A 23124-nucleotide genomic window follows, 5' to 3' on the forward strand; every position below is an offset into this window, starting at 1 on the left:
ATTTGCTAAAAAATTAAAGACTTTATTCAGCATTAACGTGCGCTAAGACTAAGTTTATTCTAGACTAATAATCAGCGTTATTTAGCTGGTGTATACATGATAAGCATTACTCGAAAGCTGGTAAATACCGGCATCCCATTAACTACAATGACAATGGAAATATTATGATCTCATTAAATGCAAATATGCCTGATGGGCAACTACAAGAATTAAAAGATGGTGATATGGTCACCCACAAAACGTCTGAATTGTTCGCTAACAAAAAAGTCGTTATGTTCGCTGTACCAGGAGCGTTTACACCAACGTGTTCGGAAACACATTTACCGGGTTACGTTGTCTTAGCTGATGAGTTAAAAGCCAAAGGCGTTGATGCTATTGTTTGTGTCGCGGTTAATGATGCCTTCGTTATGTCATCTTGGGGTAAAGCTCAAAATGCTGAAAATATAATGATGCTTGCTGATGGCGATGGTAGCTACACCAAAGCACTGGGTCTTGAAATGGACACGGCGGCTTTCGGCGGTTTGCGCTCGCAACGCTATGCCATGGTTATTGATAACGGCGTGGTCACAACATTAAATGTTGAGCAGCCGCAAAAATTTGAAGTTAGTAATGCAGAATCTATTCTCAAAGCGCTTTAAATCAAAGTAGTTAGTTACCATATATGAAAGAAGGGAGCCGATGGCTCCCTTCTTTATTTTGCCCATTTTAAAGGAGCAGTTAATTAATCAACTTGGTATAAGCTACTCGTCTTCAGTTTGCTTAATCATTTCAATGCGGTAGCCTGTTGGCGAATCGTCATCAGCTTCAACAATTAAAAATAGCTCATCTGAGTCTTCATCAAGCGTCAATTGAAAGCTTGATAAAATAACCTCACTGCTATCAACCTCGGCAATGGCAAACACTTGATAAGTATTATTTTGTAAGTAAATTGACTCAGGCTGAGTATAAACGGCACTGCGGCTATACAAGGCAGTTTCGATAGTTTCATCACTACGAACAAAATAGAATTTCACAAAATTAAAGTCTTCGCTATCAACTAAATCTATCATGGTAATTTGATGATCGTAGATACTTTCGCGGGTACTGTTTGCAACGACAAGTGACTTAATGGTTATTTCAATTTCATCAACAATACCGTCATTGTTCTCATCTACGTTACCATCGCCATCTAAATCTACATCTTCTTCATTTAAATAGAAGAATACCGTTTTATTGGTGTTTTCAGCCAAACTGAGTAAATGATTACTTAACAGTCGCTCTGTGCTACCTGGTATTAATAGATCTAAACTATAATCGCCTTTATTCTGAATTTTAGTCTCGCTGAAGCTACCAATTTCAAGTGCTGAAATTTCTGCTTCATCATCAACACCATTAATATATATATCTAACGTACCAGTGTAATTAGGGATCAGTGCGTGTTCTCTAATAGCGTTATAGGCTCTAAACTGTGCTTCAGAGTCTGTGTCTAAATACTCGGTAATTGACGAGTTAGACATTCTATCCATAGCATACGGCGACGTACCTGAACCGGTATTTTCACGCACTATCATCACATATTGTGCAGGGTATGCGTAATCGATGTCGTCAGAGGTAAATAATACCTCTTGCGTGCCTGACTTGGTGATATAGAAAATATATTCGTCTTGGTCAAACTTTTGATTTTCTGAAAGCTGTCTGTAGTTAAATTGACCGACTAATGTAGCCTCATTAAAGGTTTCATCTGACTCTGACATGTAAAAATCAACGCCAGCTGAATCAGGGTGTAAATTCAACACACGTAAATTGAATAAATCATTATCTTCGTCTTCATCATCGTCAAGCACATCAATGCTATAGGTATCAACTTGAGGCGCTGTAATATCATCAGTTAGCACTAATAGTTGAATGGTATCTTTAGTAACTTTAATTTGCCCTTCTGCAATTACCTCAAGATCATCACGGTCGCTACTGTCTTCATCTTGCCAACCCATTTCGTAAAAGTAACTGTCTGTGTCAATTTCAAATACGCTTAAAGCTTCAGTATATGCAACGCCATTAAAGGTTACTTCAAAATTATCTGCATCATCGTCATCGTCTGATGCAAGATCTTGATCAAGCGTGAGAATAATATCAGGAGCATTTTTCGAGCTGTTATAAAATTTAACATAACCGACATTTGAACTGTCACTACTACCGCCACAAGCAGCAAGGGCTAACGCTAATGAAATTATCAGTACCTTTGAAGGTGAAATAGTTGAAAAGAGGTTGGATTTAAAGCACATATATTTTTCCAATAAAGTTAATTGCCACTACTGCGCAGAGATCTACTGCCAGTTAATTAATGCTTACAGCTGAAATTAGCTGACAAAGCACTTTGTAGAGCGGCATTCTAGGGTTAAGTTCAGCGATTCAAAGCATCTTTGCACTTCTTTACTTAACCCTACCTTTCCTTACATAACTCCCGATTTATAAGCCTTTTAGGTCAAAATATTATCGCTTACTTTAACTTATCGCCCTACTTTGCGAACTCAAGTATAATGCCGTCATTAAATGCATAAACTAGGTTATTTCTTTGATATTTTCAGATGTAGTTATTATTGGTGCCGGCGCAGCAGGTTTAATGGCAGCAGCAACTGCGGGCTATCGTGGTCGTAGTGTTACCGTTGTTGATATGGGTAAAAAGCCCGGCCGAAAAATATTAATTTCTGGCGGTGGTCGTTGTAATTTCACTAATGAAAACGCCAGCCCCGAAAACTACTTATGCCAAAACCCTCATTTTGCTAAATCAGCCCTGAGCCGTTATAGCGCGCAAGATTTTATCGAGCTAGTAGACCGCCATGGTCTTAATTATCATCATAAAACCTTAGGGCAATTATTTTGTGATAACAGCGCACAAGACATTGTTGATATTTTGATGACCGAATGTGAATGGGCCGGTGTTGATATAGCAATGCGCAGCGAAGTCATATCAGTAAACAAAAATGATACCGGTTATGAAGTGGTTACCGCAGGTGAAAGTTATCAATGTGAGTCATTAATTATAGCGTCTGGTGGTTTAACCATGCCGAAATTAGGTGCAAGCCCGATCGGCTATAAAGTTGCCGAACAATTTGGCTTGAAGGTTTTACCGACAATGGCGGCATTAGTGCCATTTACTTTACATGATCACGATAAACAAAAGTTTGATGGCTTATCTGGCATCAGCATTGCCACTGAAGTAACCAGCGAAGACGGTACTACATTTAAAGAAAACATATTATTTACTCACCGTGGTTTATCTGGCCCCGCGATATTGCAAATTTCATCATTCTGGCGCTCAGGACAAGCGGTAACTATCAACTTACTGCCAGAAACATCCATCGATGCATTAATCAGCGAATGGCGTGAAACCAGCGGACAAAAATCATTAAAAAACATGTTAGCCACAGTTTTACCGAAACGCTTTATTGAAGCGTTGATAAAACAAAAAGATATTTCAGATAAAGCTATTAACCAAATAAGTAACGACGAAATTACCTACTTAGGCCAGTACCTACATCAATGGCAAATAAAACCCAATGGCACCGAGGGGTATAGAACCGCCGAAGTGACCTTAGGCGGCGTCGACACCGACGAAATTTCATCAAAAACCTTTGAAGCTAAAAAAGCCAAAGGCTTATATTTTATTGGCGAAGCTATTGATGTAACCGGTTGGTTAGGCGGCTATAATTTCCAGTTTGCTTGGAGTAGTGGTGTGGCTTGTGGGCAAGCGGTTTAGTGTGTTTTACGATTACAAATGCAGTCATTTTTAATCAACTGAAGCCAAGCTACATCAAATAAGAACAAACATATTAATGTTAAGTAAGTTTTCGAGCACGTAAAAATACAATTAAAACCAGACAAGTTAATTTTCAATTGTGTCTGGTTCAATCCAACCTTTATAAAGTTTCAAAAGCTTAGCTTAAATATTCGCTAAATTAATAAGTTCCAAGCTTAAATTCACTGAACTAATTTCATGCCCTAAGTTCAGTGAATTTAACAATATTTAAAGCTAACTATGCGTTAACTTACAGTAAATCAATAATTAAGCACTTAATCCGTTTCAGTCTTTTCAATCAATTGACCAGAAACTAGATGTAAGTCACGCTGTGGAAACGGAATGGAAATATTATGTTCGGCTAATGCTTTGTTAATCGCTATGTTGATTAAATGTGTCAACGGCAAACGGTTTGTTGGTTGGCTTACAAAAGCACGAATTTCGAAATTTAACGAGCTATCTCCATGCTCCAAAAAGAAAACCTGAGGAGAAGGAAGTTCAAGCACGTCTTGTTGATCTTTTACTGCCTGCAGGAGTATATCGGTGACCTTTTCGATGTCTGAGCCATAAGCCACGCCAACTTTAACCACGATGCGGGTAACCGCGTCTTTTAATGTCCAGTTAGTGACATTCTCAGTGATGATAGACTTGTTTGGCAATAGCACTTCACGGTTATCAAAGTCTGTTACTGTCGTGGCGCGAATTTTAATATTACTGACCGTACCACTTAAATTACCTATGGTGACGAAGTCGCCCACACGAATGGGTCGTTCAAATAGTATGATTAAGCCAGAAACAAAGTTTGCCACTATCTCTTGCAAGCCGAAACCTAAGCCAACACCAAGCGCGGCGATAATCCACTGCAACTTTGACCAATCGATGCCAAGCTGCGAGAAACCAATGACTATACCGCTGCCAACGATGACATAACCCAATATAGACATAATGGCATAGCGAGCCCCATCGTCCATTTCGAAACGCTCAAAAAAACCAATTTCCATTACGCCACGTATATTTTTCGCCGCTATAAAGCCACCGACGACAAACGCTAATGACAAAATAATATTCCACAGGGTAACACCACTTGAGAGCTCTACACCGTCGACTACTTTTACTCGTTGCCAGACTATAATGTCATCAACAATCCCAAGTGCTGGTAGCAGTGGCATCCAGATAAACCAAAGCCCTGCTAACAATAATAAGCCAGTGAACCATCGCATGATTGATTGACTTTGGCGTTTCACTTCTTCTTCATCAATGCCCTTGCTTTCTTCAGGCGTAGCTATTGCTTCCACGTTTGGCTCTACTTCTGGCTCGGCATTTTTTATCGCTAAATCTTCGGTTTCTTTTTGCGCTTTGCGAACCATGTAACGGCGAAATGTCACTAAGAAAACGCGTAACATAATGCCATAAATAACAGCCGACATTACCAGTACAGTGCCTGACAGAAAGACTTTAGATTGCAACTCTACAGCAGTATCAAAATAGCCAAAAAGTGGCATTAAACCTATTGCAAAAGGTGCTATCACCGCGATGGGAAAGGCAATAATAGTCAGTAAATTTGCCGGTGTTTCGCCCGCAATGCTCGTAGCCACACCACTTTTAGGTTGAAAAAATTGATAACTGAATACCGCAATACCAATAGAGCTGATAATAAATGCTAAAATTGCGATGCCGTATCTCAGCTCAGTTTCACCACTAGCAATCGCAGTAGCAAATACAAAGCCGGTAACCGACTCTAACCAGACAAACCACGAAAGCATAGCGCGTAATTTACGTCGTGCTTTGGTGCTCCAACCAAAGTGCTTCTCAAACATGCCGTTTTCTCGGCACATTGAACGAAAAGACAAGAGTATTAGGCTTAACGATGAAACAGCCGCTAAGCCTGTTGCTACGGCGATAGAAAAGCCCAATGGTTGAGCACCTTCTGAGATCATGCCAGCGACAGTGAACAAACAAACGGGTAAGGGTAACGCTAGCGCGAAAGTTAAGAGTAACGCTAACGGCGTACTATAATAAGTGTCATGGTCTACGTCACCCACCTTTTCAAATAACGACCACAACGTCCGCTTAATTGCGCGCCGACTCGCTAAAACGAGTATGGGTATAATGGCAAAAAGCAGCAATAGAAAAGGCGATGATATAGCGCCGCTGTATAGGTCGCTGGCTAAGCTCAGCCATGCTGTAGGTGCAAAGAACCACTTAACGCTAAGTAATAGATTTAAGCCAAAGTTACCTGCAATGCCTGAACTGGAAGATGGTAGCCAAATTAATCTCCGTTCCAATAGCGCTCTTAGATCTGAGCTCGCTATTAGCAATTCACTGATCGCAAGTTTTTCATCTGTAGTTCGATCAGCTTGCATATTAGATACGTCAATCAACTTACGTATTAGATCACGACGAGACGTTGTCAGCTCTTCTGCCTTTTCAAGCTCGATAGCGGTGAATAGATTTGTATCGGCACCTTTATTCAGCTGAGATTTTTTACTCAGCTCGGGACTAATCTCAACAAGCAAACGCTCTGCCGCTTCAGGAATAGGTGTTAAACTGCGCAGCCGGTCTTGCCACAAAATCACATCAAGCTGTTGGCGTATGGTCGACTCTTCAAGCTTTTCATTGCGTTCCTCAAGCACAGCTTCTACCGGTAAACTGGCCTGAAGTCTTCGTAAAAGCTCGCCCAATTCATCGGTTACACGACCTGTTGCTAGCACTCTATCGACAGTTTCTGAAGACTGCTGTACCTCAACGAGTTGTTTTTGCAACGTTGCAACATTGGTTTCACTTTCTGGCGCCAGGCTTTGCAAATCTTGCAGTTGATTAGCCAATACTAAATTTTCACTGGCTAGGGCTTCAAGGGCTGGTTGTTGCTTGAATTTAGCTAGAACAGCACTGCTTCGTTCTACCGTCTTTTTTACTTCACTCTTTCTGTTATCGGCTAAGTAGGATTGCAGTAAGGCGATCTGTTTTTCATAAAATGTACTTTGAGTACGTAGCTGGCTTAATTCTGCTTCTACTAACGATTGCCGAGCGGGAATAGTCGCTATCTCGCTTTCAAGTGCTTTAATAGTCGCTGCGAGCTTTTGTGCGTTGGCGTGTTTTTCAAGATAGTCAGCTCTTGCGTCAAGGCTTATATTATCAGCTGGTTGCTTGGCTATCGCTTGATTGATAGCTGTTTCGTCAGACCTAGTTGCACTTAATTGTTCGGCAATTTTATTAGCTCGCAAACTCAGTATAGTTTGTTCACTTTGCTTTTCAGAAAGTACTGACAGCCGTTTTTTTTGCTCAGCTCTTTGTAAAAGCAATTGATTTGCGAGTTTTTCTGCTGGCTGGCTTTCATCTATTTGCACTACCTGCTTTCGAAGTGCTTGATTACTTTGTCGGATAGCAATGACTTTTTGTGATGCACTCGCAGCCCGGTCTTCATAATCTAAGGTCAGGCGCTGTTGCTCTTTTGCAGTCGCAAGCATGTCTTGTGCATCTTTAAGTTTGATCAGCGTATTTTTTCGTTCTTTTTCATCTAAATCAGTGGTTTGCTGCACACGTTCGATGGTAGTTTCAATATCAGTTCCAAGATTTGATTCTTGGGCTTCAGCGCTGGGTATTAGCCCACTTTGCGTGATGCTAATGATTAAAATTAAAACCAAACTTAAAAAGACACTAACTAATTGTTTTAGCATTCATAAACCTACTGCAAATATTATGATGAGAAGAATAAACCACCGACCTATTCTATTCAACAGACGCTGATTTAATAGTTTTTTAGTTTACCAACTATCTGTTAAAAAAAGTAAAATGATGTTTTATGGGAATAAGTGTAGTTTAACAATAAATATTAAATAATCTCGGTGCAGATACCAGTACATTAACGACAAATGGGGCTAATTACGATCTTTTTTCGCTCGCAGCTAGCTCATATGATCTAGTTTGCTAGTGAAAATGAAATGATCTCTTATGTAGCTTCTATGAAAAAGTAAGCATCCGCTATTTAACTGCTTCACACTCACGAAAAATAAAACCATCGATCAAGTTTTTGCATAGAAATGCACAAGTTACTTTAAAATCGTGGCTCTATTTTTGCCGTTTTTCTTCGACTGATAAAGCGCAACATCTGCCTGTTTCATTTCCTTCTCAAAATCAACACCATAACTGGGGTGGCAAAGCTTAAAGCCAGCACTGGCCGATACGGATAGATCATGGCCATTAACTGACACTTTAAGGTCACGAATTCCGTTGATTAGTCTAGTTGTTATAATCTCTAAGTCAGATGCTTTTTCAATGACCAACGTAAAAGCAAACTCCTCTCCGCCATATCTGCAATAGGCTTCATCGGCCCTAAAAAAAACAGCAAAGTATTCAGCTAATTTCTTCAAAATTAAATCGCCAGCATCATGGCCATGTGTGTCGTTCACTTGTTTGAAATCATCTATGTCAAGCAGCCCAAAGGCAATCGATAACTGCCTACGGTTGCAAGACTTGATTAATCGATGAGTTTGATCAATAAAAAATCGTCGATTAGGAATATTAGTTAAAGGATCTAAGAATGCAATTTTTTCTAACTTTTCTTTGGCATTTTGTAGCTCTGCTGTTCTTTCTTGCACAAGCTGTTCAAGCTCACTTTTTAGCGCTTTTAATTCTTGGTTTCTATATTGTAACTGCTCTAAATGAAACTTCCGCTCTGAAACATCCCGCTCGATTGCGCCAAAATGAGTTACTTCCCCATACTTATTTTTTAGTGGGATTATATTCATTTCAATCCAGTAAGGACGTCCATTAATATCATAATTTAATAACGTTTCTGTTACGGCTTGATGATTTGTCAATGCTTCTTTAATACGAGACATTGCCTCTTTATCAGTTAAGTCTCCTTGTAAAATACGCGGGGTCTCACCTATGACTTCTTCTTTTTTATAGCCTGTTAATGTCTCAAATGCTTTGTTCACATATATTATTTTCGGCCCTGTCGGGTATTTAATATTATCGGCTTCACAGACAATAACTATGTCTTGTGTATTCTCAACAATATCCGAGAAAAAATAGAGTTGCTTGAAATCTGATATATCATTAAAAGAGACGATAATAGAGCGACTATCACTGTTAAGCTCCCCTTCCATATAGGCGTTTACCATCAGCCAACGCGGTTGATCTTGAGTGCTAGTAACAACACCTATGATCTCATTTTTTATCGACTTTTGAGTTCGCTTTACTTTGTTAACTGGATAATCGTCAAGCTGTAATTTTTTTCCTGCATCGTCGACAAAAGACCATTCTGGATCGAAAATATCTTTGCCAACAATTTGATCAAAAGTGAGGTTAAATAGACTCAAAGCAGTAGGGTTTGCATAAACAATACAAGTATCCCAACGATGAATAATGACCCCGACGGGTGCTTTCTCCAATAAATTTTTTAGATTAAGGCCGTAAAAATTTTTCATATAAAAAGCTCTTTTCGAGTTCTATAATAGAGTTTAGGACATTTTAATCTTTATATACGAATTTAATGTCTAAAGTGAAGTAAAAACAAAACTATAACAAAGCGGAAAGACTTAACAAAAAATCATCCTATGACTTTTGTTAAGAGTGTAATTTTGTTCTATGAAGGAAAATAAATACGATTAAATATTGATTAATTCTATTTTAAAATAGGAGCATTAACTTGAATTTGTCAAGATGAGATAATTTTGGCTTCTACACCGTGTTTATCTAGTATTTTTTTTAATTGACCGCTTTGCTTTATTTTTTGTATGGCGGCATTAATAGCAGGGAGCTGTTGTTGCTTGGCTTTGTTAAGTCGAATAAGTAAATTACCCGTCGTATGAGGCGCGGTCATTTCTATTGCTACATTTTGAACTTTCGCCCAGTGCTTCGCCGTTTCATATTCAAGAATGATAGCGTCAACTCGCTCATATTTTAATGCTTTAAGTAAACTCTCTTCGTCACGAAAGTCTACCCGAGTAAATTGATAATCATCAAAATAGAAATAGCCCGCAATGGTGCCTATCGGCTTAGTATAAATACTTTCTAAGGTGGGAAATAAGTGTTTTTTATCTTTCAGGGTTATTACATATTCATTGATCTCAAACAACGGTTCGCTAATAACAAAGTTGCGGCCATAGGTGCCTCCCTGAAACCAAGCGGTACAAATAAAGTCAAAATCAACAATACCTTTTATTAAGGCAAATTCTGCGCGCCTCATCGGCCAATTAACGCTTTCAAACTTAATACCTGAGTATTCTTCAATGAGTACGACCAATTCAGACAATATGCCGGCTTGATCGACACTTTTACCTACGCGGTATGGAACCCAACCTGTGTTTTCACCTAGATCGAATCGCAATGCTGATTGGGTCGATTGTGCAATAGCCAAAGGCGCATGCAAAACAACATTAAACGTTAAAAACAAGAGAAATAAGCAGGATACTTTTTTCATAGGTTGGCGTTAGTTGATAAACTTAAAATAATTTTACAATACATTCCAAATATCAGCAAACAGGTAATCAAAGTTGATTTTCTGTACAGTTACTTAGAACCTCCATTCTAACCATTTGGGTAATTACAGCTTGTTAAGTGTAAAATAAGTGTTATTAATATTCTCATATTACTTATGCGTGATGGTTAGGCTACCCTGAGGTTGATCAAATTCTGGCATCGAGGGCAGACTAATGCTATAAACTCGCCATATTATTTGTATATGCAGTACTAAACAATCAATTGAGTTAATTTGGCCTCGAAATAAGAGCTTTTTAGCATATTGAATGACTGCGCTAACAACCTAAGGTAGTCGCTTGTTAGGCTTTAAACATTAGCCGTATATAGCGCAAAAAATACGATGAACTTAACGATAGAATTTAATAAACCAGAAATTAAAAGTGCTTTTGATTGGCAATTAATACAAGAAATTAATGTCAAGAATGACGATAACCAAATTATTGCCAAAGCAGAAATTGAAATAATCACTTTAAATAAGCACCGTGGCGCTGACGAAAGCTATGAATTACTGAGCCAGCAGGATGCTACCGATTGGGAAGTGCCATTAAATTTGTTTTTCAAAAAGCAAAATGTTGCGGCCGATTTAGTCGAAAAGTTACAAGCAAAAGTAGACGCTAAAGCCAAAGATCATATCTTAATTGAAGCGATTAGTGTTTTGCCGGCATTTCGCAAGCAAGGTGTTGCTAATTTTTTACTGAAAGAAATTGCTGAACACTACAGTAAAGTGCAATCGATCTCAGTACTTAGTATGCCAATGAGTTTGTTTGTAGATGCACAAGATTGCGAAACAGAAGAAAATAAAGCTTATTATCAAGCAATGAATTTAGCCGAAGACGAATTAAATAACGAGCAATTAAGTGCTTTTTTTGAGCACTCCGGATTCATCCATTTAGCGATTGACGATAGCGCCTTAGAAGCACCATTACCTTTTAAAGTTTTTATGGCTAGCCCAAAAACGCTCTAGTACTCATTGAATTAATTTTTACAAATATCATCACGCTTTCACATCTATATATAGATGTATAAATGTCGTGAAACCATGGATGGTTAGAACGATTATATGATTCTAAAATGCTGTTCAGTATCATATAAAATGCGATATTTAGTATGCTAAAAAGCAGTCAATTTCATCCTGATATTGGCTGCTAATTTTACATTATAGTCCTGATTACTTAAGCAGAGTGACTAATTCTGTTAAGTTTTTCACCACGTGGTCAGGCTTTTTCGCCAATGGATAAAGCGCTTTACCTGGGCGAGCAATAAAGGTAGTTTGCAGTCCCGCTTCTTTCGCGCCAGCTACATCCCAGCCATGTGCTGCTATCATCATGGCCTCAGCAGGCTTTACATTAAGCTTTTTCAATACCCATTCATAAGCACGTAAATCTGGCTTATAAATTTTTATATCTTCAATGCTGTAGCGCTCATCGAAATATGACGTTAAGCCTGCACTTTCAAACTGTGCTTTTACACCTTTATTTGAAGAATTGGTCAAGCTGACTAACTTATAACCTTGTGCTTTAAGTTTCGCTAAGCCATCTTTTACATCACCATGCGGTGGTAACGTTAAAAGTGGCGTTATAATCGCTGTTTTAGCTTGCTCACTGGTGATCTCAATATTGTTGTTTTGCGCCACCATTAATAAAGCAGCCACACCAATTTGACCAAAATCTTGGTAATCATTCATTACAGTAGAAACCAGCGAATGATGTAACATAGTAGAGAACCAAAGTGGTAGTAAATCTTCGCGCCCGCCAAGCGCTTTACCAATAGAGGTTCGCATTGAGGTTAAATCAAGCAGAGTTTCATTTACATCAAAAATGAGCACTTTAGGTTTGCTTGTTGTTTCATTGGCCATAGTAACTCCAGATAAAAGGCTTGCACCTACTAACAGTGAAAGCGTAAGGGTTTTGAGTGATTGTAAAGCTGACATTAAATATTTTCCGATTTTAGGTTGGCGAGTACATCTTCAGGTTCTGCACGTAAAGTATAATCTTCACTGACAAATGCGTAGGTGATAATGCCACTTTGATTAATTACGTAAGTTGCCGGCAGCGGTAACTTAAAACTTTTGTCACCGTAATATTGTTCAAAATCAATACCAAATTTGGTGTATAAACGTTGAATACGCTCATCTAACGTAAATAACAAGCCAAACTGGCTCGCGATAATATTGCTGGCATCTGACAGTACATCAAATTCCAGTTCATTCTTTTGTGCGGTTGATAATGTTTCATCAGGCAACTGTGGTGAAATAGCGACTAACGAAGCATGCTGCGCTTTAAATTGTGGTAAATAATCATTCAATGCTTTTAACTCTAAATTACAGTATGGGCACCAAGCTCCTCGATAAAAGCTTATTATTACCGGGCCATTGGCCAATAACTTACTTAACTCTACGGTTGCGCCACGGTGATTAACAAGGCTGAAATTTTCAACTTTTTGGCCAACCTGTAAGGCATTATCCCTAACATGCTGGGCAATAAGTTCTTCGTTGGTTGTGTTCATTAATGCTAAAACTTCTGCAGGTAAGTTAGCCTCTTTTTTCACGTTATAAGCGTCAATTTGTGCTTTTAAACTCATGATAAAACCTGGGTAATTAAAATTTTTCATTATTATAGTGTTTTAGTTATTTAAATAAACATTGCAAAACTGAAAGCTTCATTCGAAAATATTAAACATTGAAAACAGATAATGGCGCTGTGATGTATAGCATTAGCGATTTAGAAACTTTTATTGCCGTAGTAGAAAATAAAGGTGTTTTGGCCGCCGCGCGTGAACAACGTTTATCGCCGGCGACCGTCAGTCATCGATTAAGTAAATTAGAGCGCGAACTCTCAACCGTTTTAGTATTTAGAGATAGCCGTAGAGTGCGTTTATCGCCAGCTGGTGAAGTTTTTTATACTCGAGTAGGCGCTATTATTGAGGCACTACATGATGCAGAGCACATTATTGGCGCTCGCAGTTCAGCGGTGAATGGTTTATTAAGAGTAACGATGCCTCCTTGGGTTTTTTCCAAATACGTTATGCCAAAGCTGACGCAATTTGAAGAGGCTTACCCTGATCTTAAACTCGATTTTTTAATAACAGATCACTTTGTTAATGTCGTTGATGACGCTCAAGATGTTGCTATTAGAGTTGGGCAGCTTAATGACTCAGGCTTACTTTCGCGCAAATTAGTTAATAACACTCGTATACTGTGTGCCGCGCCAAGCTATATTGAAAAACACGGTACGCCTAATAATTTAACCCAACTAGGCGAGCATAATTGGGTGTGTTTACCATGGCAAAGGCAATTAAAGTTATTTGATAAGCAAGGTAAGATAAAAACCTTTAATGCAAAAACACGTTTTACTATTTCAAATTCAGACAACATGACTCAAGCCGCAATAGCAGGGCACGGGATTGCTATTAAATCAAAAATAGCGATTAATGATGAGTTAAATGATGGGTCTTTAGTTGAAATTATGCCTGAAGTGATGGCGAAAAGTGATGCCCCAGTGTGGTTTTTACGCCCACAAAATAGTTTAACAACTCGAAAAACCGACGTGTTTTATGATTTTATGAAGTCGTTATTTATTAATTGCTAGGCAACATTTGTTAGGCGTTTCTATTAAACGTTTTTTTAGTTATTACTTCGTTGGCTTTTTTTTCCACGTTGTGGACTTTTTAGCTTTTGATTTTCGTTTAAAAGCCACTTTGGGTAACTGTGCAAAAGATTGTTGCTCAGACTGTTTAATCATCTCGGCTATCGTTGATGTTAAAGGACTGATTAAGTCTTCATAACGACTTTTTTTCTCACTAATGTTGGTGAGAGTTGCTTCCCAATGCGCGGTCATATCTGGCATGGTCGCTGCAATAGGTAAGGCATTAATGAGTGATGTACCAATGACTGTCGCGTGGATATTTTTACCTTGACGCTGTAAGTAGTCTCGTTTAAATAATAAATCGATAATGCCAGCACGGGTAGCTTCTGTACCTAAACCGTCGTTTTCTCGTAACAGTTTCTTTATATCAACATCACTAACAAATCGAGCAATACCGGTCATGGCACTTAGCAGGCTAGCATCCGTAAAATGTTTCGGCGCTTGTGTCATACGGCTGATTAACTCGCCATGTTGACAAAGTAGTTGCTCGCCTTTTACTAATTTAGGTAATGATTGATGCGTTAACTGGCGCTCAAAATTATCATCACTTTGATCGCCCTTTTCTTGCTCTACTTTATCTGGCTTATTTTTCGCACGTTGAAATAGTACTTTCCAACCTTGGGCAATAGGCGTTTTAGCATTGGCACAAAACTTACCACCCGCAATCAGCACCTCTACCTTCGTTTGGTTATATTGATAAGCAGGATAAAACTGCGCTAAATATTGTCTAACGATGAGAAAATATATCTTCTTTTCAAATGGGTTTAAGGTTAATTTATTTGCCGATTTTTCAGTCGGAATAATGGCATGATGTGCGGTTACTTTAGCGTTATTCCATGCTTTACTTTTTAACGAACTATTGGCACCTTGCGCAAACTTAGCATAGGTTTCGTCTGCACTGGCTAGCATGGCAATAATACCTTTAGCCTGATCGTGATGCTCTTTTGGTAAATAACGACAATCTGAACGGGGATAGGTGATCAGCTTATGCTTTTCATATAAGGCCTGACAAACATCTAGCACCAACTTCGCGTTTAAAGAATAGATTTTTGCCGCGTCGATTTGTAATGACGATAAATTATAGGGTAAAGGGGCTGCCTGTTTTTTTTGTTGCTCATCAACTCCGCTAACTTCAGCGGTTTGCTGACCAATGCGCCGAACCACGTTTTCAGCTAAAGCACGATTAAGTACCCGCCCTTCTTCGTCCATATGAGGCTGACAAGCCTCACTGGGTTGCCACTTAGCGATAAACTGCTCTTGAGTTTTAGTTTGTAAATGCGCATGTACATCGTAAAAGTCTTTCGCGACAAAGTTGTCTATTTCTTGTTGACGCCGCACCACTAAACCTAAAAGCGGTGTTTGTACCCTACCCACAGATAATACGCTGTTAAAACCGGCTTTTTGTCCTTGCAAGGTATAAGCCCGAGTCATATTTATGCCATATAACCAATCAGCCCGAGAACGCGCTAAAGCAGAGATAGATAACGGCATAAATAATTGATTACTTTGTAAGTTAGCCAACGATCTTTGCACTGCGGGTAAATTTAAGTCACTAATCAACAAGCGCTTAATATTTTGTTTCTTTTTCGCTGAAACCTTTAAAAAATCAATAACCTCGTCTACCAGTAATTGCCCTTCTCGGTCAGGATCACCAGCATGAATAATTTCATCGGCTTGCTTAACTAGCGAGCGAAGAACGGTAAGTTGCGCACGGGTTTGTACCTTAGGCTTAAGTTGCCACTGCTCAGGTATAATCGGTAAGTGAGCCATTTGCCACTTTTTAAATGCTGGGTCGTAGTTTTCAGGATTGGCTTGTTCGAGAATATGACCAATGCACCAACTCACTACGTCGCCATTGGCAAGTGCGATGTAGCCTTGATGATTTTTTTGAGGTTTGGGCAGTGCAGCTGCAATTGCTCGGCCTAGGCTTGGTTTTTCGGCGATATATAATTTCAAGGTGAATGCTTATTTGTATAGCAAGGGTGGTTAATGTTCTAGATAGCCTAGCATTTAAAACTGTTTATTTATACAGTTAACCTAGTATTACTACTGATATTACCGCTTAATATTTTACTGTGAGTCAAGTTATGCTACTTTCAAGGGCAATAAAGTAACTGAAAAATAATACCAATGCCTGACATTAATACCAACCAATGCCCTTTGTGCCAAAAAAATAATTTATGCGCTGTTGATAGCAGCACACCTTGTTGGTGTGTAAAAAGTGAAATTAAGCGCGAACTATTGGCACAAGTACCGCAAGAGCTAGCGGGAAAGTCATGTATTTGTAAAAAGTGCATCAACAAATTTAACTTTGACAATATTATCGACAGGTCTTAACAAGTCGAAACAATGTGCTAGTATACTTGCAAATAGCTTGCTTAAAGCATTAAATATCAAGGGATTTTCGTGTCATATAATAAAAAACAACAAGACACTATATTCAGTACAGTAACCACCCCCTTAGGTGATGAACTTACTTGGCGTTGGGAAGACAAACAAGCGGTTTTACTCACTGAGTTTTCATGGGAAAAAAAACAGCGCATCTTAACTATTTTACGCAGGTTATTTAGTGAAGAGTGGCAGAAAAAAAATATCAAACAAGCACCTATCGCGCTGAAAGATGAACTAGCTGAATTAGCCAAACTGAGTAAAGATCAATTGATTTTTACCAAGCCAGCAACTGAAGATACGCCCGCTATTGCTGTAATTTGGTGGCCTTGGGGTCATGGTGCAACTTATTCGATGCGCATTAAAATATTAAACAGTAATTATGATGACGCCGCACTAGAACGGGGCAAAGCCAGTCTGTTCACGAAAGTTCTCCAACGTATAAAATCCAGATAAACACTCTGTTTACTTGTTAGCAAACAAAACTTAGCTACAATTATTCTAGTTAAGTCTAATCCTTACGGTGCTCCTATGCTCACGTTAACGTTATATTATGCCACTAACAGAAATCACCTTGGTGAACGTTGGTCTCCCGACAGTTATGGGCAAGATTTCAGTAGTGATCGTGCAAATAATTTACGTTTTGGCCGTGTGTCTGTCGATGTTAGTGCTAATAAAGTAAAAGACCACCTCAATGATATTGTTGACAATCGCGCTGGTGATGGTGAAAGTTTATCCTGCTATATTGAAAAAAAATTACGTAAAAAACACCTAATATCTGCGTTTGAAGAGCCCGAAAATCTTGCCAATACTACAACCACTTCGCTGGGATCCACAACTGCCTTTCAAGCACTGAAAAAGCAAATGGAAACCAAGCGAGATTTGGTCATTTTTATTCATGGTTTTAATGTTGATTGGTTTGAAGCTGTAGCCTCAGCCTTCGCCTTAGAATTAATGTTAAATCGTCATTCTCAAGATAATGAAGACCTAAAAGATACTAGCGTATTTCTTTTTACTTGGCCTTCAAATGGCGCAATGATGAAAAACAAAGCCTATTTATCTGATCGTAATGACGCTAGAGATTCAAGCATAGCAGTCGCACGCGGATTTCTTAAATTACGCGATTTTCTTATGACACTTAGACCTAAACATAAAGACCCCTTGATTAAAGAGTGTGGTCAGCAACTACATTTACTTTGTCACTCTATGGGCAATTATGTTCTACAACATGCTTTAGTATCATTAGATAAACTTAATAACCACAAGCGCTTCCCACAATTGTTCCATCATATCTTTATGTGTGCACCTGATGTTGACGATAATATTTTTGAAGAAGATCGCCCGATGGTTAATTTGCATCGGCTAGCAAAGCAAGTGACGGTTTATTATAACAATGGTGATTTGGCGATGTATATTTCTGATTACACCAAAGGTAATACTGATAGATTGGGTCATAATGGTACTGCAAGACCTCTGCAATTACACAACAAAGTCAGCCAAGTCAATTGCTCTAAAATTGTTGGCGGCATTACTGAGCATAGCTATTATTTATGGGCCACGGTTAATGAGGATATCAGACAAAGTATCGACGATATACCTTATGACGATAGTACCCGAAAAAGACAGTGTAAATCGGCTCAAGTTTGGCGCTTAACCTAAGCGTATTTATTTCAATACTAAACAGCTTTAATATCGCTGTTTAGTATGGGTTATCAAGCATAAACTAGCCGTTAAGCCAAAAATGCATGCCAATGCTGGCGACGTAGCCTAATGCGATAACGGGTGTCCACTTAAGATGGCTAAAGAAAGTATATTGCCCCCGCGCTTGCCCCATTAACGCCACACCAGCTGCAGAGCCGATAGATAGTAAGCTGCCACCTACCCCTGCCGTTAATGTCACCAGTAACCACTGCCATTGGCTCATATCCGGTTGCATTGACAACACAGCAAACATCACCGGAATATTATCAACAATGGCTGACAATAACCCCACGAGAATATTTGCGGTAGTTGCCCCTAACTCACCGTAAATAAAATTCGATGTTAACGTTAAATAACCAATAAACCCTAAACCGCCTACCGCTAAAATCACACCATAGAAAAAGAACAAGGTATCCCACTCTGCTTTGGCAATTTTATCAAAAATATCAAAGTCATCTTCAACAGAGTGACTAGTCGGTAAATCTGATTTATCAATATGAGTATTGTTAAATTCACGTAAGTAATAAGCATATAATTTTAAATATGCTAGTCCGGTCATCATGCCAAATACTGGCGGAATATTAAGAAAATTATGGAAACTAACGGCAGTAATAATGGTCATCAAAAATAAGCCAACAATAACTAGGCCACCTTTTTTTATTTGTACTGGCGCTGATGATATTGCTGCAGGCCTACCTGAAGGCAAAGCAAATTGCATAATAAATGCTGGTACTAAGTAGTTGACTAATGAGGGCAGAAATAATTTGAAGAAATCTCCAAACTCGACCAGACCTTTCTGCCAAACCATCAAGGTTGTTATGTCGCCGAACGGACTAAAGGCGCCGCCAGCATTTGCTGCTATAACAATATTGACACAGCCAATAGCAATAAATTTAGGCTGATCTTTTCCAACAGCTAAGATAACCGCGCACATGATCAGTGCTGTTGTTAAGTTATCGGCAACAGGAGATATAAAAAATGCCAACCCCCCCGTTAACCAAAATAACTTGCGATAACTTAAACCTTTAATAATGAGTCGGTCTCGTAAGGCATCAAAAACCTCACGTTCAAGCATGGAGTTGATATAGGTCATCGCCACTAGCAGAAAGAAGAATAACTCAGCGTATTCAAGAAAGTTATGCCTAATAGCAACGGCAGCGGAATGATGGTCACCCATTTGTTGGTAAAAAATAGCCACTAAGAACCAAATAACGCCCGCCGCTAACAGCATAGGTTTGATTTTCGCATGTGCAGTTGTTCTTCGAAAATTACGACAACATAAGCAACAACGAATATAGCAATAGCAGCATACCCAACCCAATGATCGGTCAGTGAAATTGTCACACTTGCAACTTCACTTGCTGAAGTATTAAAACAAGTAAAGAGTAAAAGAATGAAGGTGGAAATTGATAATTTCATTGCGTGATGCTTATTTTTACATGTCCTTGTTCTATTAAGACACTATGTCACCAATAAAGTCATTAAAAAAAAGCTAACAATATTCAATAAGGCTGTAATAACAAGTTATTGACTCTAATTTTTACATTTTCTGATGAACATTCTAGTTAATGTTGCGTCTACCTATTAAATTATTTTATAAATTTTTTGGCCAAATAATGACAAAGTATTTACGAACTTAATATAAATCATCAGTACATTTGCAATAACGCTTTTATTCTCTACCAGTTTTTTGAGCTTTCTGCCGGCTTCAAAGCAGGGAAACACTATCGCGTAGTGACGGAAAAGAAAACTTTAACCCCAGAGTTAACTCAATTTTTTCTTATTACGGCCCAACATGACGTGCTTATGAACCGTAGTTTGAGGGTTTAAACAAGTCATGCCAGCACAAGCCAAGTTTATTAAGGTGCATCACGACTTTATGGGTCATACGCCTTCAGCAATGAATTTCATGCTAGGTAAAGCTCTAATTATTGCCGAAAAGACGGGTATTGATAATGAGTTTTATGCGGCTATTTTTAAATATTTACAAACCGATAGAGCCACTATTACAAATGAAAAAGATATCCGTCATGTTTTTGTTTTAAGCGGTGGCGATGTTGATAAATTTGATCAAGATATGAAATGCTTTTCAGTGATCGCTCAGGCAAAAGAAGAGAAGAAAATACCAGATGAACTATCACAAAAAACAACTTACCAGCATGCCAACTATATGGTGGTTAATGGTAAGCATTTAATTGATAGTAAATCATTAGACCGTAATAATTTTTTGCACAGTATAAGGAATTGGTCGCTTATTTACCCTTTATCGCTTTTCCACTCGTCACTCTTTCAAATCCATGTGATCGTGACATACCGTTCTTCCTGAACATAAAAAGCCGAATTATTTGTCATTCGGCTTTAAAATTTTTTAACATCTGCTATTAACGACGACGTGGCTTATTAGGCTTAGTCTTGTTTTTATCACCAAAGGCTTTTTGTCGGCCGTGTTTCTTTTGCTGACCTAAGGTATTCTTTCTCGCGGGAGCGTCTTTTTTGGTTAGATCGGGTTCATAGCCTGGTAGCCATTGTTGCATTAAACGTGTGTCTAATACTTTTTCTACTGCTTCCAACAACCAGGTTTCTGACGGGCTCATTAAGGAAATAGCTAAACCTTCATTACCTGCTCGTCCTGTACGGCCAATACGATGAATGTAGTCTTCAGCAATATAAGGAAGTTCGTAATTAATAACATAGCGTAAATCACTAATGTCGATACCTCGAGCGGCAACATCTGTGGCGACCAACGCTCTAGTTTTACCTGCTTTAAACTCCGCTAAAGCTTTATCACGCGCACCTTGTGATTTATCACCATGTATCGATTGGGTTTTAATGCCGTCTTTAGACATTTCTTTCGCGAGTTCATCTGCGCCAATTTTTGTACGAGTAAAAATAAGCACTTGTTGCCAGTTTTTAGAACCTATTAGAAATGACGTTAGCTCGCGTTTGCGATCGCTGTCCACGGTATAAACAATTTGCTCAACTTTTGTAGCCGCGGTATTACGTTCGCTGACTTCAATAAGCTCAGGTTCATTAAGTAAAGTTTTACTGAGTTTGAAAATGGCATCATCAAAAGTGGCTGAAAACAGTAACGTCTGACGCTTGGGCGGTAGTCGATTTAAAATTCGGTCTATTTCATCTTTAAAGCCCATATCTAACATGCGATCAGCTTCATCAAAGACAATAGTTTCGAGATGAATTAATAACACACTGCCATTAACTATATGATCTAACAAACGCCCAGGCGTGGCGATGAGTATGTCAGCACCTTTTTCTATGGCTTCAATTTGTGGCTTAATACTGACACCGCCATAGGCAACTGCAATATTAAGCTCAGTGTTTTCAGCATAGCTAACAAAGCTTTTATACACTTGCTGAGCCAGTTCGCGTGTCGGTGTTAATATTAACGCTCTTATAGGTCTTGAAGCGGGAATATTCTCACCTAAGCGTTGGAGAATAGGTAAAGCAAACGCAGCGGTTTTACCTGTGCCGGTTTGTGCTCCCGCCATAATGTCTTTATTGGCTAAAATAGCAGGAATGGCCTGCAGCTGAATAGGCGTTGGCTGATCATAGCCTAAGGCTTTAACTGCATCAGTCAGTGATTTGTCTAATGCTAGGGACGAAAAACTCATGCTTATCTATCGCTTATTATTCGAATGTTGTTTTTGTTTAAGTTCATGCTCAAGCTCGTCAGGGTAAAAAATTAACCCTTGCTCGTCTTGGCTTGGAAATACCACAATAGCGAGTTCATCATCAGTTAAACCATGGGTCCAACGGCTAAACCATTTATCTAATGAAATAGCCTCAGGTTGGCAGGCTTCCCAGCCATCAGTAGCCCAAGCTTGTGCAAACTCTTTATTAGGCCAAACGGGCACACAGTCTTCATCTTCCGTGTTGAGCATTACACAGCCATGCTCATCGGTTAAAATCCATAACTCGCTTTGGCTTACTGCCTCATTAAGGAAGTAAGCGGCTCGTTGTGCATCATCCATTTGCAATATTTGTTTAATTTTATCTGGCTCTAACACATGAAATCCTGAACAAGTTTATTTAGTAGCGCTATTCTACAAAAATTTGCATCTCTTCGCCGATCTGTTTGCGCATTTCCATTAATTTTTTTGCACTTTCATGCTGCTTTATATCTGCATCTGTTTTTGGTATCCATTCAGGGATACGTTCAGACTGCCCGTTTTGATCAACAGCCACCATGATCACGATACAGTGTGTAGTTAATCGACGATTTAACGACTTAGGATCACAAGCATTAACTTCCAACGCTATATGCATGGAAGAGTTTCCGGTATAAATAACTTTAGCTTCAACTTCAACTAAACTGCCGACATGTATCGGAGCTATAAAACGAATGCCACCGGCATAAGCGGTCACACAATAACGGCCGCTCCAACCTGCTGCACAGGCGTAAGCTGCTAAATCTATCCATTTCATTACCGCACCACCATGGACTTTACCGCCAAAGTTTACGTCTTGTGGTTCAGCTAAAAATCTCAAGGTTATATCGCGTTGTGGTTGGTTCATTGTTCGTCCTAGTTAGAGTATGTGTACATATGGTTAATTAGCGCTTAACAGAGCTTACATTACACGATATTTAGCGTTACATTACCACTAGTTAAATTATTGATGGTATTTAAAGGTAAAGCATGAAAATTTGGGTTGATGCCGACTCTTGTCCGGTAGTTATTAAAGAAATATTGTTTCGAGCTGCAGAGCGCACACAAACCCCGACAACATTACTGGCAAATCACTATTTAAAAGTGCCACCTTCAAAGGTAATTAATTTTGTTCAAGTTACCGCTGGTTTTGATGTAGCCGATGATGAAATAGTTAAACGCGCTGAAGCCAATGATTTAGTAATAACGGCAGATATTCCTTTAGCAGCTGAAGTGGTTGAAAAAGGTTGTTTAGCGCTGAACCCAAGAGGCGAACTTTACACCGAGGCGAATATACGTCAACGTCTCAACATGCGTGACTTTATGGATACTCTACGTTCAAGTGGTATTGAAACAGGTGGTGCACCCCCTATAAGCCAGGGTGATCGACAAGCATTTGCTAACAATCTTGATAAATTGTTAGCGCAGAAATAAAACCTCTACACAAATAACAACGGCTAAATAA

19 protein-coding genes and 1 pseudogene are annotated in these 23124 nt (G+C 39.0%); 9 read left to right on the plus strand and 11 right to left on the minus strand.

Features of this window, described 5'->3' with window-relative positions; all coding sequences use genetic code 11:
• Positions 1–164: 164 nt before the first annotated feature.
• Positions 165–638, plus strand: a complete 474-nt coding sequence (locus B5D82_RS07850) for a peroxiredoxin (protein ID WP_081150544.1) — start codon at positions 165–167, stop codon at positions 636–638.
• Positions 639–740: 102 nt separating this feature from the next.
• On the opposite strand, the gene B5D82_RS07855 is transcribed toward B5D82_RS07850, so the two are convergent.
• The gene (locus B5D82_RS07855) at positions 741–2261 is read right to left on the minus strand and encodes a DUF4397 domain-containing protein (RefSeq protein WP_081150546.1); all 1521 of its coding nucleotides are present in this window, start codon (positions 2259–2261) and stop codon (positions 741–743) included.
• 290 nt (positions 2262–2551) lie between these two features.
• Here B5D82_RS07855 and B5D82_RS07860 point away from each other — a divergent pair, with 290 nt between their 5' ends.
• The gene (locus tag B5D82_RS07860) at positions 2552–3736 is read left to right on the plus strand and encodes a BaiN/RdsA family NAD(P)/FAD-dependent oxidoreductase (RefSeq protein ID WP_081150548.1); all 1185 of its coding nucleotides are present in this window, start codon (positions 2552–2554) and stop codon (positions 3734–3736) included.
• A gap of 314 nt (positions 3737–4050) precedes the next feature.
• Here B5D82_RS07860 and B5D82_RS07865 read toward each other — a convergent pair whose 3' ends face one another.
• The 3 genes from B5D82_RS07865 to B5D82_RS07875 all read right to left on the minus strand — a co-directional run bounded on the left by B5D82_RS07865 (position 4051) and on the right by B5D82_RS07875 (position 10202).
• A complete protein-coding gene (locus B5D82_RS07865; RefSeq protein ID WP_081150550.1) occupies positions 4051–7452 on the minus strand; it encodes a mechanosensitive ion channel domain-containing protein in 3402 nt (1133 codons plus the stop codon).
• 372 nt (positions 7453–7824) lie between these two features.
• Positions 7825–9207: a sensor domain-containing diguanylate cyclase gene (locus tag B5D82_RS07870; RefSeq protein ID WP_081150552.1), complete on the minus strand. Its 1383-nt coding sequence runs from the start codon at positions 9205–9207 to the stop codon at positions 7825–7827.
• Positions 9208–9437: 230 nt separating this feature from the next.
• Positions 9438–10202 carry a substrate-binding periplasmic protein gene (locus B5D82_RS07875; protein WP_081150554.1) on the minus strand — a complete coding sequence of 255 codons (765 nt, stop codon included), beginning with the start codon at positions 10200–10202 and terminating at the stop codon, positions 9438–9440.
• 399 nt (positions 10203–10601) lie between these two features.
• Between B5D82_RS07875 and B5D82_RS07880 the strand changes: the two genes are divergently transcribed.
• Positions 10602–11225, plus strand: a complete 624-nt coding sequence (locus B5D82_RS07880; protein WP_081150556.1) for a GNAT family N-acetyltransferase — start codon at positions 10602–10604, stop codon at positions 11223–11225.
• A 204-nt stretch (positions 11226–11429) separates the two neighbouring features.
• On the opposite strand, the gene B5D82_RS07885 is transcribed toward B5D82_RS07880, so the two are convergent.
• On the minus strand, positions 11430–12191 hold the full coding sequence (locus B5D82_RS07885) for a haloacid dehalogenase type II (protein WP_081150558.1): 762 nt from the start codon (positions 12189–12191) through the stop codon (positions 11430–11432).
• A complete protein-coding gene (locus tag B5D82_RS07890) occupies positions 12191–12841 on the minus strand; it encodes a peroxiredoxin-like family protein (RefSeq protein WP_081150560.1) in 651 nt (216 codons plus the stop codon). Before B5D82_RS07890 ends, B5D82_RS07885 begins: the two co-directional genes overlap by 1 nt.
• 122 nt (positions 12842–12963) lie before the next feature.
• On the opposite strand from B5D82_RS07890, the gene B5D82_RS07895 reads away from it, so the two are divergent.
• Complete coding sequence (locus B5D82_RS07895; protein WP_081150562.1) at positions 12964–13848, plus strand: LysR family transcriptional regulator; 885 nt, start codon at positions 12964–12966, stop codon at positions 13846–13848.
• Positions 13849–13890: 42 nt separating this feature from the next.
• Here the strand turns inward: B5D82_RS07895 and B5D82_RS07900 are convergent, their stop codons facing one another.
• Positions 13891–15861 carry a DNA topoisomerase III gene (locus B5D82_RS07900; protein ID WP_081150564.1) on the minus strand — a complete coding sequence of 657 codons (1971 nt, stop codon included), beginning with the start codon at positions 15859–15861 and terminating at the stop codon, positions 13891–13893.
• Positions 15862–16035: 174 nt separating this feature from the next.
• On the opposite strand from B5D82_RS07900, the gene B5D82_RS07905 reads away from it, so the two are divergent.
• The 3 genes from B5D82_RS07905 to B5D82_RS07915 all read left to right on the plus strand — a co-directional run bounded on the left by B5D82_RS07905 (position 16036) and on the right by B5D82_RS07915 (position 17952).
• The gene (locus tag B5D82_RS07905; protein WP_081150566.1) at positions 16036–16242 is read left to right on the plus strand and encodes a cysteine-rich CWC family protein; all 207 of its coding nucleotides are present in this window, start codon (positions 16036–16038) and stop codon (positions 16240–16242) included.
• A 69-nt stretch (positions 16243–16311) separates the two neighbouring features.
• Positions 16312–16749, plus strand: coding sequence for a hypothetical protein (locus B5D82_RS07910; RefSeq protein ID WP_081150568.1), 438 nt, complete (start codon positions 16312–16314; stop codon positions 16747–16749).
• A 75-nt stretch (positions 16750–16824) separates the two neighbouring features.
• Positions 16825–17952, plus strand: a complete 1128-nt coding sequence (locus tag B5D82_RS07915) for an alpha/beta hydrolase (RefSeq protein WP_081150570.1) — start codon at positions 16825–16827, stop codon at positions 17950–17952.
• 64 nt (positions 17953–18016) lie between these two features.
• On the opposite strand, the pseudogene nhaD reads toward B5D82_RS07915, so the two are convergent.
• Positions 18017–19413: pseudogene (nhaD, locus tag B5D82_RS07920) on the minus strand (sodium:proton antiporter NhaD).
• Positions 19414–19831: 418 nt separating this feature from the next.
• Between nhaD and B5D82_RS07925 the strand changes: the two are divergent.
• Entirely contained in the window at positions 19832–20320 is a 489-nt protein-coding gene (locus tag B5D82_RS07925; protein ID WP_081150572.1) for a thioredoxin domain-containing protein, read from the plus strand.
• Positions 20321–20375: 55 nt separating this feature from the next.
• On the opposite strand, the gene B5D82_RS07930 is transcribed toward B5D82_RS07925, so the two are convergent.
• From B5D82_RS07930 to B5D82_RS07940, 3 genes are all read right to left on the minus strand, one after another.
• Positions 20376–21623: a DEAD/DEAH box helicase gene (locus tag B5D82_RS07930; RefSeq protein ID WP_081150574.1), complete on the minus strand. Its 1248-nt coding sequence runs from the start codon at positions 21621–21623 to the stop codon at positions 20376–20378.
• Positions 21624–21629: 6 nt separating this feature from the next.
• Positions 21630–21983, minus strand: a complete 354-nt coding sequence (locus B5D82_RS07935) for a DUF2750 domain-containing protein (RefSeq protein WP_081154401.1) — start codon at positions 21981–21983, stop codon at positions 21630–21632.
• A 67-nt stretch (positions 21984–22050) separates the two neighbouring features.
• Complete coding sequence (locus B5D82_RS07940; RefSeq protein ID WP_081150576.1) at positions 22051–22527, minus strand: acyl-CoA thioesterase; 477 nt, start codon at positions 22525–22527, stop codon at positions 22051–22053.
• Between the two features lie 122 nt (positions 22528–22649).
• On the opposite strand from B5D82_RS07940, the gene B5D82_RS07945 reads away from it, so the two are divergent.
• Positions 22650–23093 carry a YaiI/YqxD family protein gene (locus B5D82_RS07945; RefSeq protein ID WP_081150578.1) on the plus strand — a complete coding sequence of 148 codons (444 nt, stop codon included), beginning with the start codon at positions 22650–22652 and terminating at the stop codon, positions 23091–23093.
• Positions 23094–23124: the final 31 nt, after the last annotated feature.

This window comes from Cognaticolwellia beringensis, assembly GCF_002076895.1.
GTDB classification, from domain to species: Bacteria; Pseudomonadota; Gammaproteobacteria; order Enterobacterales; family Alteromonadaceae; genus Cognaticolwellia; species Cognaticolwellia beringensis.